This window comes from Krasilnikovia sp. MM14-A1259 (assembly GCF_047159535.1).
GTDB lineage: Bacteria > Actinomycetota > Actinomycetes > Mycobacteriales > Micromonosporaceae > Actinoplanes.
In genome coordinates this window covers 5,372,907-5,389,419 of record NZ_BAAGAJ010000002.1, presented here as the reverse complement: position 1 = coordinate 5,389,419, position 16,513 = coordinate 5,372,907, and the positions used below count along the sequence as shown (strand labels likewise).

Annotated in this window: 13 protein-coding genes; 6 read left to right on the top strand and 7 right to left on the bottom strand. The window is 72.6% G+C overall.

What is annotated here, in order from left to right:
- Positions 1-598: 598 nt before the first annotated feature.
- A complete protein-coding gene (locus ACMCNK_RS24375; protein WP_412738690.1) occupies positions 599-2,212 on the top strand; it encodes an FAD-binding oxidoreductase in 1,614 nt (537 codons plus the stop codon).
- A 58-nt stretch (positions 2,213-2,270) separates the two neighbouring features.
- Here ACMCNK_RS24375 and ACMCNK_RS24370 read toward each other — a convergent pair whose 3' ends face one another.
- The 4 genes from ACMCNK_RS24370 to ACMCNK_RS24355 form a co-directional block, all read right to left on the bottom strand.
- Positions 2,271-3,614 (bottom strand): acetyl/propionyl/methylcrotonyl-CoA carboxylase subunit alpha, encoded by a 1,344-nt coding sequence (locus ACMCNK_RS24370; RefSeq protein WP_412738689.1) that lies wholly within the window; start codon positions 3,612-3,614, stop codon positions 2,271-2,273.
- A gap of 2 nt (positions 3,615-3,616) precedes the next feature.
- Complete coding sequence (gene accD / locus ACMCNK_RS24365) at positions 3,617-5,332, bottom strand: acetyl-CoA carboxylase, carboxyltransferase subunit beta (RefSeq protein ID WP_412738688.1); 1,716 nt, start codon at positions 5,330-5,332, stop codon at positions 3,617-3,619.
- Between the two features lie 18 nt (positions 5,333-5,350).
- Positions 5,351-6,493: a hydrolase gene (locus ACMCNK_RS24360; protein ID WP_412738687.1), complete on the bottom strand. Its 1,143-nt coding sequence runs from the start codon at positions 6,491-6,493 to the stop codon at positions 5,351-5,353.
- Positions 6,494-6,717: 224 nt separating this feature from the next.
- Positions 6,718-7,356: a TetR/AcrR family transcriptional regulator gene (locus tag ACMCNK_RS24355; protein ID WP_412738686.1), complete on the bottom strand. Its 639-nt coding sequence runs from the start codon at positions 7,354-7,356 to the stop codon at positions 6,718-6,720.
- A gap of 266 nt (positions 7,357-7,622) precedes the next feature.
- On the opposite strand from ACMCNK_RS24355, the gene wrbA reads away from it, so the two are divergent.
- The 5 genes from wrbA to ACMCNK_RS24330 all read left to right on the top strand — a co-directional run bounded on the left by wrbA (position 7,623) and on the right by ACMCNK_RS24330 (position 12,630).
- Positions 7,623-8,231, top strand: coding sequence for an NAD(P)H:quinone oxidoreductase (gene wrbA, locus ACMCNK_RS24350; RefSeq protein ID WP_412738685.1), 609 nt, complete (start codon positions 7,623-7,625; stop codon positions 8,229-8,231).
- A gap of 28 nt (positions 8,232-8,259) precedes the next feature.
- Positions 8,260-9,255 (top strand): DUF6081 family protein, encoded by a 996-nt coding sequence (locus ACMCNK_RS24345; RefSeq protein ID WP_412738684.1) that lies wholly within the window; start codon positions 8,260-8,262, stop codon positions 9,253-9,255.
- The gene (locus tag ACMCNK_RS24340) at positions 9,255-10,631 is read left to right on the top strand and encodes a lipocalin-like domain-containing protein (protein ID WP_412738683.1); all 1,377 of its coding nucleotides are present in this window, start codon (positions 9,255-9,257) and stop codon (positions 10,629-10,631) included. The genes ACMCNK_RS24345 and ACMCNK_RS24340 overlap by 1 nt, the downstream gene beginning before the upstream one ends.
- A gap of 62 nt (positions 10,632-10,693) precedes the next feature.
- The gene (locus ACMCNK_RS24335; protein WP_412738682.1) at positions 10,694-11,638 is read left to right on the top strand and encodes an alpha/beta hydrolase; all 945 of its coding nucleotides are present in this window, start codon (positions 10,694-10,696) and stop codon (positions 11,636-11,638) included.
- Complete coding sequence (locus ACMCNK_RS24330) at positions 11,635-12,630, top strand: DUF6081 family protein (RefSeq protein ID WP_412738681.1); 996 nt, start codon at positions 11,635-11,637, stop codon at positions 12,628-12,630. Before ACMCNK_RS24335 ends, ACMCNK_RS24330 begins: the two co-directional genes overlap by 4 nt.
- Before the next feature lie 70 nt (positions 12,631-12,700).
- Here ACMCNK_RS24330 and ACMCNK_RS24325 read toward each other — a convergent pair whose 3' ends face one another.
- The 3 genes from ACMCNK_RS24325 to ACMCNK_RS24315 form a co-directional block, all read right to left on the bottom strand.
- Positions 12,701-14,599, bottom strand: coding sequence for a flavin-containing monooxygenase (locus ACMCNK_RS24325; protein ID WP_412738680.1), 1,899 nt, complete (start codon positions 14,597-14,599; stop codon positions 12,701-12,703).
- Positions 14,600-14,669: 70 nt separating this feature from the next.
- Positions 14,670-15,224, bottom strand: coding sequence for a flavin reductase family protein (locus ACMCNK_RS24320; RefSeq protein WP_412738679.1), 555 nt, complete (start codon positions 15,222-15,224; stop codon positions 14,670-14,672).
- 113 nt (positions 15,225-15,337) lie between these two features.
- Entirely contained in the window at positions 15,338-16,483 is a 1,146-nt protein-coding gene (locus ACMCNK_RS24315; protein WP_412738678.1) for a hypothetical protein, read from the bottom strand.
- Positions 16,484-16,513: the final 30 nt, after the last annotated feature.

Sequence of the window (16,513 nt, the reverse complement as noted above, 5' to 3'; positions counted from 1 at the left end):
TCCGCTTTCGGCTACGTGAGGTGAGTTTACACGGCCGGTGCGTTGCCGCAACGGGACGACGGGGAGCTCCCGCACCACTCGTGAAACTCTTGGTTAAGCCGACGATTCAAGACTGTTCCGCGCCCTGAACAACTCGGGCGATTCACCCATACCACTGCCCCCTGTGATTGAGGGCACAACGTCAGGAATCCGATCCGACGATAGATCTCAGGGCCCGAACATTCGGCTACGCGGAACCGCTCCCACCTGCCCCCGGCGCCCAGGTCACCGGTGCGCCGAAAATCCCCGATACCGCCGGTTCAATCCATTTTGGACTGCGGACCTACTCCGCCATTCGGCCGATCTTGTCCAACCACCACGGTGATAGTCGACATTGACAGCACTGACTATTATTTGCGAGCACGGGGGCGAATTTCATGCGGTCCACGGAGTGTGACGAGACCATTCCACAACGCATTCTTCAGGGCCGTACTCACTTCTTCATTTCCACGACCGGCGACGGCGATTGGCCCCCGATGCACGCATACGTGCCGGTGCGGGCCCGGACAGACCGGCCCGCTCCGCCCGACCCGGCGACAAAGTCCTGGAAGGACCTGGCATGACGATCAGCAGAAGAGGCGTTCTGACCGGCGCTGCGGCCGCGGGGGCCGTGGCCGCCGGGGCGGGCCTCACCGTCCGGCCCGCGCTGGCCACCGGGAACAGCACGACGGCGCCGGCCCGTACGGTGCTGCCGGGCGACGCCCGGTACCCGGACCTGGTGGTGGGCAACAACCAGCGCTTCGTGGCCGCGCCCGACGCGGTGTGCCTGCCCACCAGTACCCAGCAGGTGCTGGATGCGGTGCAGAAGGCGGTCAGCGCCGGCAAGCGGATCTCGGTGCGCAGCGGCGGGCACTGCTACGCCGACTTCGTGTACCACCAGGCCAGCAAGGTGATCCTCGACCTGTCCGCGATGGTCGGCATCGCGTACGACCAGAACCGCAACGCGTTCGCGGTCCAGCCCGGCGCGATCCTCGGTGAGGTGTACGAGGTCCTCAAGAAGGGCTGGAACGTCACGCTCCCGGGCGGGGTGTGCCCCACGGTCGGCATCGGCGGGCACGCCACGGGCGGCGGGTACGGCCTGCTGTCGCGCCGGTACGGCGTGGTCGCCGACCACATCGAGGCGGTCGAGATGGTGGTGGTGGACAAGCCGGGCACCGCCCGGGTCGTGGTCGCCTCCCGCAACGCGTCCGATCCGAACAACGATCTGTGGTGGGCTACCGCGGGCGGCGGCGGGGGCAACTTCGGGATCGTGACCAAGTACTGGTTCCGGTCGCCCGGTGCCAGCGGGACCGCGCCCGAGCAGCAGCTGCCCCAGCCGCCCGGCGAGGTGCTGGTCAGCTCCGTGCCGGTCGGGTGGCCCGCGCTCGACCAGAACGCGTTCAGCACGCTGGTGCGCAACTTCGGTACGTTCTTCGAGCAGAACTGCGCCGCGAACTCGCCGTACACCGCTCTGTCCGGGGTTGCGTTCCTCACCCACCGCTCGGCCGGCGGGTTCGGTCTGGTCACCCAGATCGACGCGGGTGTCCCGGACGCGGCCCGGCTGCTCGACGACTACGTCGCCGCGGTGCTGCGGGGCACCGGGATCGTGGCGCCGTTCCCGCCGCGGCGGCTGCGCTGGCTCGCCGCGACCCGGCTCATCGGCACCAGCAACCCGGCGACCATGCTGGACCCGACCATGCGCAGCACGGTCAAGTCGGCGTACATGCGGCGCGGCTTCAACGAGACGCAGATCGCGGCGTTGTGGCGCAACCTCACCCGCACCGACTACGCCAACCCCAATGCCACGGTGCAGCTCACCGGCGTGGCCGGCGGCAAGGTCAACACCGTGGCCGAGGACGCGATCGCGTACCCGCACCGCAGCGCAGCGTTCCTGGCGTTGTTCGAGAACTTCTGGATGAACCCCGCCGAGGATCAGACGCACATCGGCTGGCTGCGTTCGGTCTACGGGGAGACGTTCGCGGCCACCGGCGGATACCCGGTGCCCAACGATCAGACCGACGGGTGCTACATCAACTCGCCCGACATGGACATCCGCGACCCGAACGTCAACAAGTCCGGGGTGCCCTGGTCGAAGCTGTACTACAAGAACAACTACCCGCGCCTGCAGCGGGTCAAGGCTCACTGGGATCCGTCCAACGTGTTCCGCCACTCCCAGTCGATCGAACTGCCGTGACACGAGGCCGGGCCGGCATCCCCCCGCGGGGTACCGGCCCGGCCGTACGGCGTCGCGCTCAGCCGAGCATCTCGTCGACCAGTGACGTGGTGTGCGCCACGGAGCGGAACCTGGAGTCGTCGAGCACCCCGGACAGGAACTCACTCGTGGTGCTCACCCGCGGGCCACGTACCCGGAACTCGGCCAGGGCCCGGCGCATCCGGGCGATCGCCGCGTCCCGCTCCGGCGCCCAGACCACCAGCTTGGCCAGCAGGGAGTCGTAGTTGGGCGGGATCCGGTAGCCGGGAAAGACGTGCGTGTCGACCCGCACGAACGGTCCACCGGCCGGAACGAACTCCTCGACCGGGCCCGGCGTCGGGGCGAACCCGGCCGCCGGGTCCTCGGCGTTGATCCGGCACTCGATGGCCACCCCGCGCGGGCGTACGTCCGGCTGGGTGATCGTCAGCTCGGCGCCCGCGGCGATCAGGATCTGCTCGCGGACCAGGTCGATGCCGGTGACCATCTCGGTCACCGGGTGCTCCACCTGGATCCGGCAGTTGACCTCCATGAAGTAGTACGAGCCGTCCGGGTCCACCAGGAACTCGAACGTGCCCGCCCCGACGTACCCGGCCGCGAGTGCACCCTCCACCGCGGAGCGGCCCATCCGCTCGGCCAGCCCGTCCGGCAGGTGCGGCGCCGGGGTCTCCTCGATCAGCTTCTGGTGCCGGCGCTGCACGGTGCAGTCGCGTTCGCCCAGATGTACCGCGTTGCCGTGCCCGTCGCAGAGCACCTGAACCTCGACGTGACGGGCCTTCGCCAGGTACTTCTCCACGTACACCCGGCCGTCGCCGAACAGCATCTGCGCGGTCGCCTGGGTACGGCGGAAGTCGTCCGCGAACACGGCGGGGTCGTGCACCACCTGCATGCCACGTCCGCCGCCACCGGCCGCGGCCTTGATGATCACCGGGAAGCCGATCGTGGTGGCCAGCTCGCGGGCCGCCTCAGCGTCCAGCGGGTCGACGCTGCCGGGCAGCAGCGGCAGCCCGGCCCGGGTCATCAGCGCCCGGGCCGACGTCTTGTCGCCGAGCGCGGCCATCACCGGCGCGCTCGGCCCGATCAGCGTGATCCCGGCCGCCTCACAGGCGTCGGCGAAGTCCGGGGACTCGGACAGAAACCCGTACCCGGGGTGGATCGCGTCCGCCCCGGTCTGCTCGGCGGCCTGCAGCACCGCGGCCGCGTTCAGGTAGCTCTGTGCCGGTGGCGGCGGGCCGATCTGGACCGCCTCGTCGGCCAGGCGCACCACCGCCGAGTCCCGGTCCGCGGTGGAGTGCACGGCCACCGTGGGGATGCCGAGTTCCCGGCAGGTACGTGCCACCCGGACGGCGATCTCGCCCCGGTTCGCGATCAGAATCTTGCGGAACATGGTCAGTACGCCTCTTCGCTCATCGTCAGCAGCTCCGCCTCGACCGTCACCGACGAGCCGAACTGCCGGAACCGGGCGCGGCGGTCGGCGCCCAGCTGGGCCCGGCTCAGGCCGGACAGCTCGTGCAGGCTGTGCCGCAGCGCGGCGCCGAGTGAGTCGGCGGCGCGCAACGGGTCGGCCCCGGTGCCGCCCTCGGGTTCCGGGATCACCCCGTCGACCACCCCCAGCCGCAGCAGGTCGCGGGAGTTGAGGCCCAGCGCCCGGGCGGCGTCGGGAGCGGCGGCCGGGTCCTTCCAGACGATCGCCGCGCAGCCCTCCGGGCTGATCACGGAGTAGACGCTGCGGGAGAACATCAGCACCCGGTTGGCGACCGCGAGCGCCAGCGCGCCGCCGCTGCCGCCCTCGCCGATCACCACGGTCACCACCGGTACGGACAGGAACGCCATCAGCCGCAGGTTCTCCGCGATCGCCACGGCCTGACCCTGCTCCTCGGCGTCCGCCCCGGGGTACGCCCCCGGAGTGTCCACGAGCGTCACCACGGGCAGGCCGAGCTTGTCGGCCAGCCGCATCAGCCGGGCCGCCTTGCGGTAGCCCGCGGGCCGGGGCATGCCGAAGTTGTTGCGGGTCAGTTCCGCCGGGTCGTGGCCCTTCTGTTGCCCGATCACCATTGCCGGCCCCGAGTCCAGCCAGGCGATGCCGCCGACGATGGCCGGGCACTGGCCGGACACCCGGTCGCCGTGCAGCTCCTGGAAGTCGTCGAAGACCAGTGCGAGGTAGTCGCGGGTGGTGGGCCGGCTCAGGTCGCGGGCCTGCCGGACGTGACGCCACGGGTCCGGCTCGGGCAGCAGCCGGGAGTCGCGGACCACCGGATCCGGAACGTCCGGGGCGGGTGGCGCGGCGGGGCCGGGCACCGTACGCGCGCCCGCCCGCAGCAGCCTGCCCAGCTCCTGCCGCAGGCGCGACCGCTCCACGATCATGTCGATGAAGCCGCGGTCGAGCAGGAACTCCGCGGTCTGGAACTCCGGTGGGAGCTGCTGGCGGATGGTCTGCTCGATCACCCGGCGCCCCGCGAATCCGAGCCGGGCGCCCGGCTCGGCCACGATGACGTCGGTCAGCGTGGCGAACGACGCGGCCACCCCGCCGAACGTCGGGTCGGCGACCAGCGTGATCGTCAGGATGCCCGCGCGGTCCAGCTCGCCCAGGGCGGCGCTGGTCTTGGCCATCTGCATCAGCGACAACGCGCCCTCCTGCATGCGCGCCCCGCCGGAGGCGGTGACGATCAGCAGCGGGGTGCGCTCGGCGAGCGCGGTCTCGGCGGCCAGGGTGATCAGCTCGCCGACCGCGGAGCCGAGACTGCCGCCGAGGAACCGGAAGTCCATCGCCGCCAGCACGACCGGGCTGCCGCCGATCCGGGCCCGGGCGCACACCACGGCCTCGTTCAGCCCGGTGCGTTCGCGGGCCTGGGCGAGCCGCTTCGCGTACGGGACGGTGTCGACGAACCGCAGGGGGTCGTTGCTGGCCACCTCCAGCGGCAGCGGATCGTACCGGCCGTCGTCGGCCAGGTGGGCGATCCGCTCGGCGGCGGTGAGCGGCAGGTGGAGCCGGCACTCGGGGCAGACCCGGGCGTTGCGGTGCAGGCGTTTGCCGAACACCGGGGTGGCGCAGCCGGTGCACAGTACCCAGTCCGCGTCGATGTCACGGGCGATCATGTCGGTCATCGTTTCCTCCTGACCTGCTCAGATCTTGAAGACCTGGTCCGCGTACGCGGTGGCGGCCGGTTCGAATTGCAGCGCGATGTGGCTGGCCGCGCTGTTGGCGTCGCGCCAGGCGCGCTGCAGCGGGCTGCCGGTGGCGTGGCCCGACGTCCCCGCGGCCCGGAACAGCCGGTTGACCGCCTCGACCAGGCCCTGCATGGCCAGCGTGCAGTCGCGCAGGTTCCGGCTGACTTCGAGGCCGGTGATGCCCGCGCCCTGGTCGGCGGCCTCGGCGGCCCGCCGGATCAGCAGCTCGGCGGCGTCGATCTCCCCGGCCACGCGGGCCAGCACCAGGTCGTACGGGCCGCGGTCGAGGGCGGGCGCGCCGGGCCGGGCGGCGGCGCCGCGGATCTTCTCCCCGACGTACGCCGTCCAGGTGCGCTGGGCGCCGCGGGCGGCGCCCAGCACCGGGGTGACGAACGACAGCCCGTTGACCGCGGGCAGCGGTACCACGTGGCAGGCCGCCTCGGAGGCGACCGCGGTGCCGGTGAACAGGTGCTGACGGTCGAACGAGCGGTGCTCGGGCACCACGGTCTCCGGCAGGGTCACGGTGTTGCTGCCGGTGCCGGCCATGCCCACGTTGAACCAGGTGTCGCGGATCTCGTACGCCGCCCGCGGCACCGCGAAGACCCGGGCCTGCGGTGGGCCGCCGCCGGGAACTCTCGCGCACAGCAGCGCCCAGTCGGAGAAGTCCGCCCCGCTGATGTACGGCCACGTCCCGGAGACCCGCCAGCCGCCGGGCACGGGCTCGGCCACACCGGTGGGACTCAGCGATCCCACCACGAACACTCCCGGGCCGTCGGCCCACACCTCGGTCTGGCCGGCGGCGGGCAGCAGCCCGGCCATCCGGGCGAGGTGGGCGACCAGGGAGGCGCACCAGGCGGTCGCGGTGCACGCCTCGCCGACCCGGGCCACGGCGGAACCCAGCTCGGCGAACGTGCCCTGGCGTCCCCCGTACGTGAAGGGCACGAAGTGCTCCGCGAAGCGGGCCGCGCGCAGCGCGTCCACGACCTCGCCGGGCAGGCGGCGCTCGGCCTCGGCGCGGTCGGCGCATCTCGCCGCGACCGCGGCGAGATCGTCGGCCGCCGGTCCGGGCAGCGCGGTGGGGGTGGGCACGTCGAGCATCCGTTGCCTCCTGGTCGGTCTGGACCGCGGTGGGCAGGCGGATGCGGCGAAACTCCCCCGCGCTCAGCGCGGGGCCGACCGGTCCGGCATGGGATCCCGGGTCTGCGCCAGCCTCGGGAGTCAGGTTCGCGGACGCCGGTCGAAGACGACTCGACCCTGGCTGGAGCGCGGCTCGACGCGGCGGCGCGGGCCCGGACCGCCCGGGTCAGAGGTCGCGGGCCGGGTCAGAGGTTGAGGTGCAGAAGGTCGTCGAGGCCGCTCTTGATGACGTCGGTGGCCAGGCCGCGGTCCTCGATCTGGTAGCTGAGCTGGGTGGCCGACACGGGTGCGAGCAGCGCGGCGGCCACGAAATGCTGGTCCACCCCCGGGCAGGCCTGAGCCACGAGCGTGGCCAGGTGGGTGTGGTAGATCGTGTACGGCCCGCTGCGGAACCGCGCCCGCGCCGAGCTGGTCTCGGCGGCCAGCAGCATCTCCAGCTGGGAGGCAATGCGGTCGACCAGGGCGTGCAGGAACGCGCGGATCCGTTCCGGTGCGGGCGCGCCCGGCCCCAGCGGCGCGGGGCCGCACATGAACGCCGTCTGGAACTGCAACTCCTCCTCGTCGAGCAGGGCGAAGATCAGTCCCGCCCGGTCGCCGAAGCGCCGGTACGCGGTGCCCGTGCCGACCCCGGCCGCCTTGGCCACCTCGTCCAGGGTCAGCGCCTTGACCCCGTCAGTGGCGATGATGCGGGCCGCGGCGCCGAGCATCCGGCGGCGGTTGCGGGCGGCGTCGGCGCGTTCGAGCACGGGCTGCCCGGCTATCGGCAGGCCCGCGGTCGGCAGACCCGGATCCCGGGCCGGGACGGCGTGCGGACGGTCGGCCACCCGCTGATCCCCTCTCGTTCTCCGCGGGCCACGGCAACGGCCCAGCGTGCGCCCCATTGTGCCGTGACCTCGGCAGTCTGGCATTCGGCGTCCGCCATGCGGTCCGGTGGGTGAAGGCGCGTTGCAAACGGAAACTCCTCCGGTTAGTGTAGGGCCCTGAGCGGAGAAGCCTCCGTTTATCGTCTGGCGCCCGCCGGTCCGGCCCGCCGCTGCCACCCCCGCGAGAGGTCCGGGCAGCCGCCGCTCCTGAAAGGACACCCGCCCCCATGACTGCCAAGGTCGCCGTCATCTACTACTCCTCGACCGGCAACGTGCACGCGCTCGCCCAGGCCGTCGCCGAGGGAGCCGCCAAGGCCGGCGCCGAGGTGCGTCTGCGCCGGGTGCCCGAGCTGGCCCCCGCCCAGGCCATCGACAGCAACCCGGCCTGGCGCGCCCACCTCGACGCCACCGCCGACGTCGAGATCGCCACCCACGAGGACCTGCAGTGGGCCGACGCGTACGCGTTCGGCACCCCCACCCGGTACGGCAACGTGGCCGCACAGCTCAAGCAGTTCCTGGACGGCACGGGCCAGCTCTGGTTCAGCGGCCAGCTGTCCAACAAGGCCGCCACCGCGTTCACCAGTGCCAGCAACATCCAGGGCGGCAACGAGTCCACTGTGCTCGCGCTCTACAACACGATGCACCACTGGGGTTGCCTCACCGTGCCGCCCGGGTACACCGACCCGGTGGTCTTCGCCGCGCACGGCAACCCGTACGGCACAGGGATGGTCGGCTCCGCCGACGGACCCGGCGAGCAGGTCCTGGCCGCCGCCAACTACCAGGGGCACCGCCTCGCCACGATCAGTGCCCAACTGCTGCGCGGCGCCGCCGCCTGAGCGGGCCGACCCTCGAAGGGACTGCGCCATGACCGATGTCACCCACGACGAGCAGGTGTGGGACGACTTCCGCGACGGTTTCCGTACGGCCGGGCCGGACGCCCGCTGGTTCCACACCACGGCCGGGCCGCACGTGGCCGACGACGGCATCGTCGACCCCACCGCCGACGGCCTGCGCGTGGTCTCCGGCGGGCGCCACCCGCGCACGGGCGAACCGGCGTTCACTCGGACGGTCGCCCCGGAGCCGCCCGACGGCGCCGGGCTGCCCGGCGTGCTCGACCACGTCAAATGGCTGGTCTACGCGCAGCACCAGTCGTCGGCCGGGGTGCCCGGCTTCGACGCCGTTCCCGGCCGCGTGCTGTCCTGCTCGGCACTGCTGTCCGGGCGCACGTACGGCACCGCGGGGCACCCGTTCGGCGCCGCGGTGCGCGACCCCGACGACGACCTGCGCCTGGCCACCGCGGCGATCAACGCGTTCGACCCGGAGACCTACCTGGTCTTCGACTTCTTCCTGACCAACAAACGGGTGTACGCGTTCTACGAGCGGCTGCCGTTCGCCCGGGCCGCGCTCGGCGACTACGCGGCGTTCTCGTACGGGGTGCCGGTCGCCGACCGCGCCCCGGACGACGAGCACCGGGTGGAGATCGCGTACGACCGGGCCGCCGGCACCGTGCGGTGGCTGCTCGACGGCCGGGAGGTGTTGCGGGTCGACCGGATCGGCCACCACCTGCCGGGACGCGAGCACCTCGTGCTCGACCACGGCGGCACCGAGACCGTCGTCGGGCCGCGCCAGCTCAACTTCGGCATGGGCCTGCTCAGCCTGCTCGACGGCGCCGCACCCGGGCACAGTGCGCAGGGCCTGGTCAAGCTGTCGGGCCAGCCCGGCTTCTACCACGATCCGGTGGCCGGACCCCCGCACCCGCAGGCGTTCGTCGACGAGCGCAGCGCCGAGTCGAGCCGTCTGTTCGGGCAGGGCGCCGAGCTGCGGGTCCGCCGCTTCGCCATCATCGGCACGGCGACCTGATGGGTGGCACCGCAAGCCCGGTCGGCATCTGGGAGCTGGTTTCCTATGTGGACCTGGACGACAATGGCGGGACCAGCGAAGGACCGCTCGGCACCGAACCCCGCGGCCTGCTGCTCTACACCGCGGACGGGCACATGTCGGTGAGCATGATGCGCACCTCGGCAGCGCCCGTCCCGGCCGGCCCCGACCAGCAGGTCGAGACGTTCATGGGCTACGCCGGGACCTGGCAGGCCACCGGTGCGGAGATCCGGCACCGGGTGCAGGTCAGCGCGCACCCCCGGATGGCCGGCACGGAACTGCTGCGCCACGCCGTCTTCGACGGCGACCACCGATTGACCCTGTACGGCACCTCGGTCGTCAACGGCCGCCCACGCCGTCGCGCCCTCGTATGGCAGCGCGTGGACGCGGCCACCCCATCGCTTCACAACCCGGAAAGGCGTGTCATGAAGGCACTCGTCGCACCCTCGTACGGCCCGGTCGACCAGCTCACCGTGACCGAAGTGGACCGCCCCGAGCCCGGCCCCGGCCAGATCCTGATCAAACTGAAGGCCGCGGCGCTCAACCCACTCGACGTCAAGCTCGCCACGGGCGTGATGCGCGAGATCATGCCGGTGCAGCACCCGTTCGTGCTGGGCCTGGACGCCGCCGGGACGGTGGCGGCGGTCGGTGCGGGCGTGACCCGGTTCGCGCCCGGCGACGACGTCGTCGCGTTCACGTACCCGCTCGGCGGCGCGATCGCCGAGTACGCCCTCGCCCTGGACGGGCCCGAGGTGGTGGCGCTGCCCGCGGGGCTGGACCCGGCCGTCGCGGCCGCGCTGCCGGTGGCCGCGATGACCGCGGCAGGCATCGTCGACCAGGCCAAGATCGGTACGGGCAGCACGGTGCTGGTGGTCGGCGCGACCGGCGGGGTCGGGTCGTTCGTGGTCCAGTTGGCCGCGCAGGCCGGGGCGACCGTGCTGGCCACCGCACCGCCGTCCGACGCCGGCTACGTGCGCGGGCTCGGCGCGGCCCACACCATCGACTACACCAGCGCGGACACCATCGAGGAGGCGCAGCGCCTTGCCCCGGCCGGCGTCGACGTGGCGGTCGACCTGATCAACGCCGGTCCCGGGCTGGCCGGCACCGCCGCCGCGGTCAAGCCGGGCGGCCTGATCATCTCCCCGGCCGGTGGCCCGCCGGCGTTCGAGCGCGACGTGCGTGCCGTCTACGCGCACATCGAGGCCGCTCCGGGCCTGCTGCAGAAACTCGTCGACGCGACAGTCGGCGGCGAGCTGCGGGTCGACGTGAGCGACCGGTTCCCGTTCACGGACGCGCCACGGGCGGTCGCCGAGTTCGTCGGCAAGCACACCCGCGGCAAGGTCGTCATCACGTTCTGACCGGCCGAGCGCCCGGGCCGTGGCCGACGGCCCGGCCCGGGCCTGCCCCAGGAGGTTGCTTCGTGTACGCCTTCGCACCGGACCTGGCGAGCCGCCTCGACGTCCTGCGCCGCGTCGACTACGCCGACCTGACCACCGCGCGGCAGTCGCTGCGGGCGCTGGTGGCGCACCACGAGCCGTACCGGCCGGATGCCACCGTGGCGGTGACGCAGCACGCCGTGCCCGGGCCGCCCGGCGCCCCCGACGTCCCGGTACGCGTCTACCACCCGGCCGCGCCGCGGCCGCTGCCCGCGCTCATCTACCTGCACTGGGGCGGGTTCGCGGTCGGCGACCTGGACACGGTGCACCAGACCTGCCTGCGCCTGGCCGATCGGACCGGTTCCGTACTGGTCAACGTGGACTACCGGCTGGCGCCGGAACACCCGTACCCGGCAGCCCTGGACGACTGCTGGGCGGTGCTGGAATGGCTCGCCAAGGAGGGGGCCGACCTCGGTGTCGACACCGGCCGCATCGGGGTGGCCGGGGAAAGCGCGGGCGGCGGCCTGGCCGCCGCGCTCGCCCTGGCCGTGCGCGACCGGAGCGGCCCGGCGCTGCACCTGCAGTGCCTGCTCTTCCCGGCGCTCGACGACCGGCTCACGACCGTGTCGGCCCGGGCGTTCACCGACACCCCGATGTGGGATCGCGCGAACGCGCAGATCACCTGGCGCTACTACCTGGGCGGCACGGCGGGTGTGGTCGACGCGTACGCCGCGCCCGCCCGCGCCGACCGGCTGAGCGGCCTGCCGCCCGCCTTCGTGGTGGCCTGCGAGTACGACCCGCTGCGCGACGAGGCGCTGACCTACGCGCACCGGTTGGTCCAGGCCGGCGTGCGCACCGACATCGGCTACTACCCCGGCACCTTCCACGCCAGCATCGCGCTGGGTGACGCGGAGTCCTCGCGCAGGATCCTCGCCGACCAGGAGCGGTGGCTGCGCGACCGCCTGCATGCTGAGGAGCAGACTTCGTGACGACCGACCTTGCCCACGGCACCGTGTGGGACGACTTCACCGACGGATTCCGCACCGAGGGCCCGCACGCCCGCTGGTTCCACTACCGGCTCGGCGATTTCGTGGGCGACGACGGGTCCGTGTCCACCTCCGCCGACGGCCTGCGGGTGGTGGCCCCCGGCCGGCACCCGCGGACCGGGGAACCCGCGTTCACCCGCACCCTGTCGCAGGAGACCGGGCCGCGCGACGTGCCCGGGCCGCTCGATCACGTGAAGTGGCTGGTCTACCCGCAGCATCTCGCCAGCAGCGGGGTGCCCGGCTTCGACGCGGAGCCGGGCACGGTGCTGTCGTTCGAGACCGTGCTGTCCGGGCGCACGTACGGCACGGCCGGGCACCCGTTCGGCGCGGCGGTCGCGGACCCCGAAGACGACCTGCGACTCGCCTCGGCGGCGATGCCGGTGCTCGACCCGGAATCCGCGATGGTGTTCGACTTCTTCCTCACCAACAAGCGGGTGTACGTGTTCTACGAGCGGCTGCCCCACGCCCGCCACGAGCTGGGTGACTACGCCGCATTCCTGTACACGATCCCGGTGGCCGGGCGCACGCCGGACGACGAGCACCGCCTGGAGATCTCGTACGATCGCGCCGCAGGCACGGTGCGCTGGCTGCTCGACGGCGAGGAGGTCTTCGCGGTCGACCGCCTCGGCCACCACCTGAGCTCTCGGCGGCACCTGATGCTCGACCACGGCGGTGAGCCGGTCCGCACCGAGCCCCGGCAGCTCGCCGGCGGCCTGGGCCTGTTCACCATCCTCGACGGTGCACTGCCCGGTCACGCACCGGGCGGCCTGGTCCGGCTCACCGCAGCCGACGGGCACTACCGCGACCCGGTCGGCGGCGGCCCGCAGACGTTCACCGACGAGCACAGCGCGCCGCGCAGCCGCCTGTTCGGTCAAGGCGCCGAGCTGCGCGCCCGCGGCTACCTGATCTCGCGCAGGCGTTCCGGCGCCTCCTGAACCCGGTCCCACCCCCCCGTGACCGGGGCGGTGCCCACCGGGACGCGGCGGCGTCCCGGTGGGCGCCGACTCACGTCAGGTCGTAATTCTCGGGGTCGAACCGGCGGGTCCGCTGCCAGTACTCCTGCGCCGGGAACGGCCAGTTCTGCGCGGTGCGCCCGAACCTGTTGATGAACCAGCTGCGCACGGTCGAGACTCCCCAGGCGCGCTGGGCGTTGGCCGCATCCACCCACGCGTTGTACGCGGTCCACACGTCCTCGCGCACCTCCACCGCCCGGTGCCCGCCGGCCACCAGCCGGCGCACCGCGTCGAGCAGGTACGTCACCCCGCACTCGGAGAAGTAGATGATGCTGCCGCCCTGGCCGGACAGGTTCGTGTTCGGCCCGTACAGGCAGAACAGGTTCGGGAAGCCCGGCACGGTCAGACCCAGGTACGCGCGGGCGTCGCCGTTCCACGACTCGTGCAGGTCGAGCCCGTCGCGGCCGGTCACGGTCATCGGGGTGAGGAACTCCGACGCGCGGAACCCCGTCCCGTAGATGATCACGTCGGTGGGGTGGTGGGCGCCGTCGGCCGTACGGATGCCGTCCGCGGTGAGGTGGTCGACCGCGGCGGTGACGAGCCGTACGTTGTCCCGTTTGAGCGTGGCGATCCAGTTGCCGTTGTCGCGCAGCACCCGTTTGGCGCCGACCGGATACTGCGGGAGCACGCTGGGCAGCAGGTCCGGCCGGTCCGCGAGCTGACCCTCCAGGTGGGCGGTGAGGGTTGCCCGCAACTGGTCGTTGAGCGCCGACACCGCCCGCTCGGTGGGCGGGTAGTCCGGGTCCACCACCCAGCCCTCCAGTACGCCGCGCAGCCCCGGCGCGAACAGCCAGAACCGCTGCCAGGCCGCGTAGTACGGCAGGTGCTCGTAGAGCCACCGGGCGCCGGCGGGCACCGGCTCGTGGTAGTGCGGGGTGGGCCGCAGCCACGGCGGGGTGCGCTGCAGGATCGTCAGCTCGGCCGCCTGCCGGGCCACCTCGGGGATGAACTGGAACGCGCTGGCTCCTGTGCCGATCACCGCGACCCGCTTGCCGGCCAGATCGATGCTGTGGTCCCAGCGGGCCGAGTGGAACGCCGGACCGGCGAAGTCGGCGCGCCCCGGGAGGTCCGGCACGTGCGGCCGGTTCAGCTGACCGACCGCACTGACCAGTACGGTGCAGTCGTCGGCGCGTGTCCCGTCCGGTCCGTCCACGGTGAGCAGCCACCGGCCGGTGTCCGCGTCCCAGCGGGCGGCGCGGACTTCGGTGTCGAACCGGATCCGCTCGATCAGCCCGTGCTGTTTGGCGAAGTCGCGCAGGTACGACAGCAGCTCGTCATGGGTGCAGAAGTGATCGGGCCAGTCGGTGCGGGTCGCGAACGAGTAGCTGTACAGGTGGCTGGGCACGTCGACCCGGCAGCCCGGGTAGTGGTTCTCGAACCAGGTGCCGCCGACGTCGGCGTTCTTCTCGTACACCACCACCGGCACGCCGGCCTGGGTGAGCCGGTGCGCGGCGAGCAGGCCGCTGATGCCCGCGCCGATGACCCCGACCCGTACGTCCGCGCCCGGGCGCACCGCGTCCACGGTCCAGCCGGGCGCCTTCGGGTCCTGTCCTGGCAGGATCACCTCCTGCTCCAGCAGCGGGAGCAGGTCGGTGGTGTCGGCGCCCATCGCCCAGCTCGTGATCCGGTGCAGCGTGGCGCGGTCCAGCGGCGGCACCGGTGCGCCCGCGCGCAGCCGGGCCATTGCCCGGAAGGCCAGCTCGCGGGCGTGCTCCTGGTGCTGCTCCGACAGCCCGCCCTGCGGCAGCAGCAGCCACCCGTTGGGCCGCAACTCGTCGCGCAGGATCGACAGGTCGCCGGTGAGCTGCGCGACCGTCATCAGCAGTGCGGGCGCTTCCGCGTCGCGCAGGTACGCGCGCAGTTCGGCATCGGATACCGGGGGCAACGTCATGGTCGTGGCGCCTTTCGGGGTCGGCCGTGCGCCACGTCGCGGATGACGCCGCGCTCGGCGGGCGGGGTGGTCAGCCGACGGCCGGGACGCCGCCGACCGGGCCCGGCGGGTGGCGGTCCAGGTGGTGGAAGCCGCGGTCGAAATACACCGCGGGGTCGGTGCGCCCGGCGACCCGTACGGCCTCGACCTCGCCGAGCAGGATCACGTGATCGCCGGCGGGTTGCCGGCTGTGCACCCGGCACTCCAGCACCGACAGCGCGTCGTGCAGCACGGTCGCCCCGCCGGCGGTGGTCTCGAAGCCACCGGCGCCGAACTTGTCCGGGCTGCGGCCCGCGAACCGCCACGCCACCTCGGTGTGGTGCGAGCCCAGGATGCTGACCGCGAAGCGGGGACTGCGGTCGAACACGGGAAACGACTTGGCCGTACGGGCCAGGCAGACCAGCAGCAACGGCGGGTGCAAAGACACGGAGCACAGCGAGTTGGCGGTGAAGCCGTACGGGGTGCCGTTCTCGTCCTGGGTGGTCACGATCGCCACGCCCGTCGGGAAACGGGCCATCGCGTCGCGGTAGGCGGCCAGGTCGAGCGTGGTGTCGGCGGCGCCGACCATGGAGTCCGCGGAGAGCATGGCTATTTCCTCCTGGGAGGTTGTCTGGCGATGCGGCGCCCACCGGCCCGGCCCGTCATGGGGTCCGCCCACGGCTCCGGCGGGCCCGCATCGGGTCCGCCGGAGCCGCGGGGTCAGGACGCGGACCGCTCGACGAAGCCGGTCAGCGACACCGTGAAGTCCTGCCGGTTGGGGCGGTAGGCGATGCAGTACTGGGTGGGATACCAGCCGCCGGTCGCCCACGCGGCCGGTGCCTTGAGCGGGGTGCAGGAGCCGGCGGCGCGCCCGGCGGCCACGTCGTCCAACCACGCCTTCTTGATCATCGGTTCGTAGAACGTGATGTCGCCGTCGTACGCGCCGTACATGAACGTGTGGGTGAACGGCTGGCCGTTGAACTCGGGCGCGCTCGGGTCGCCGAGGTGATTGCCCATGCCGGGCACCACGGCGTCGATGTCGACGTACCCCGCGGGCAGGTACTTGGCGGGCACGGGCACCCGGGCGCGGGCGTAGTCGTCGCAGTCGACCAGGTTCATGCCGCCGCACGGGCCCGTACCGATGGCCATCGTCTCGGCCATGTCCTGCAGGTAGAAATGCAGGTCGAAGTGGGGCACCCCGTAGATCGGGTCGGGGGCGTGGCCGTGCGGGTCCCAGTTGAGCATCGCCCACCGGAACGGCCCGCCGACCTTCTCGCGGAACGCCCGCGGCAGTTCGAGCATGAACTCGTGCTCGTGGATGCACTCCGTGTTGCGGTCGATGGTGCCGTTGCCGTCCACGTCGTAGCAGTGCTTGCCGTCGCTCAGCTCGGTGGGCAGTCCGGTGAGCATGCTGCGATCGAAGACGAACGCCATGCTGACCGGGCGCGATCCGCTGCGTTGCGTGGCGATGCGTACGGTGCCGGACCCGACCGGCACCGCGGGGCCGTAGTCGGCGCACGGCCCCGGGTACGAGCGGGTGTCGTGGTACAGCCGCTGCGCGGCGGCGGACGGCAGACGCACGTCGTGCTCGATCTCCGGGCTGCCCAGGACGAGGCACACGTCGACCAGCTTGCCGCCGTGGCTCTCACGCTTCGGGGTGACCGGCTTTACCGCGGCCGGAGCTGCCGCGGTCGAGCCCGCGAGGTGGGTTTCATGGCCCGCGGCGGACCGCCGGTCGTGACCGGCGGTCGGGGGCTCACCGGCGGCGGCCCGCTGCAACGGAAGCGCGGCCAGGGTGACCAGGGCGGCCGCGGCGACGGTACCGGCGAAGACCCGGCGCCATGGACGGGCACGTGATGACGTCATCGATTCTCCTCAGGGTCCACGGGAACGGGG

Bases quoted from the DNA above. Each gene is read 5' to 3' on its own strand.
- ACMCNK_RS24375 (WP_412738690.1), top strand. From the start codon at position 599: ATGACGATCAGCAGAAGAGGCGTTCTGACCGGCGCTGCGGCCGCGGGG.
- ACMCNK_RS24370 (WP_412738689.1), bottom strand. From the start codon at position 3,614: ATGTTCCGCAAGATTCTGATCGCGAACCGGGGCGAGATCGCCGTCCGG.
- accD (WP_412738688.1), bottom strand. From the start codon at position 5,332: ATGACCGACATGATCGCCCGTGACATCGACGCGGACTGGGTACTGTGC.
- ACMCNK_RS24360 (WP_412738687.1), bottom strand. From the start codon at position 6,493: ATGCTCGACGTGCCCACCCCCACCGCGCTGCCCGGACCGGCGGCCGAC.
- wrbA (WP_412738685.1), top strand. From the start codon at position 7,623: ATGACTGCCAAGGTCGCCGTCATCTACTACTCCTCGACCGGCAACGTG.
- ACMCNK_RS24345 (WP_412738684.1), top strand. From the start codon at position 8,260: ATGACCGATGTCACCCACGACGAGCAGGTGTGGGACGACTTCCGCGAC.
- ACMCNK_RS24340 (WP_412738683.1), top strand. From the start codon at position 9,255: ATGGGTGGCACCGCAAGCCCGGTCGGCATCTGGGAGCTGGTTTCCTAT.
- ACMCNK_RS24325 (WP_412738680.1), bottom strand. From the start codon at position 14,599: ATGACGTTGCCCCCGGTATCCGATGCCGAACTGCGCGCGTACCTGCGC.
- ACMCNK_RS24320 (WP_412738679.1), bottom strand. From the start codon at position 15,224: ATGCTCTCCGCGGACTCCATGGTCGGCGCCGCCGACACCACGCTCGAC.
- ACMCNK_RS24315 (WP_412738678.1), bottom strand. From the start codon at position 16,483: ATGACGTCATCACGTGCCCGTCCATGGCGCCGGGTCTTCGCCGGTACC.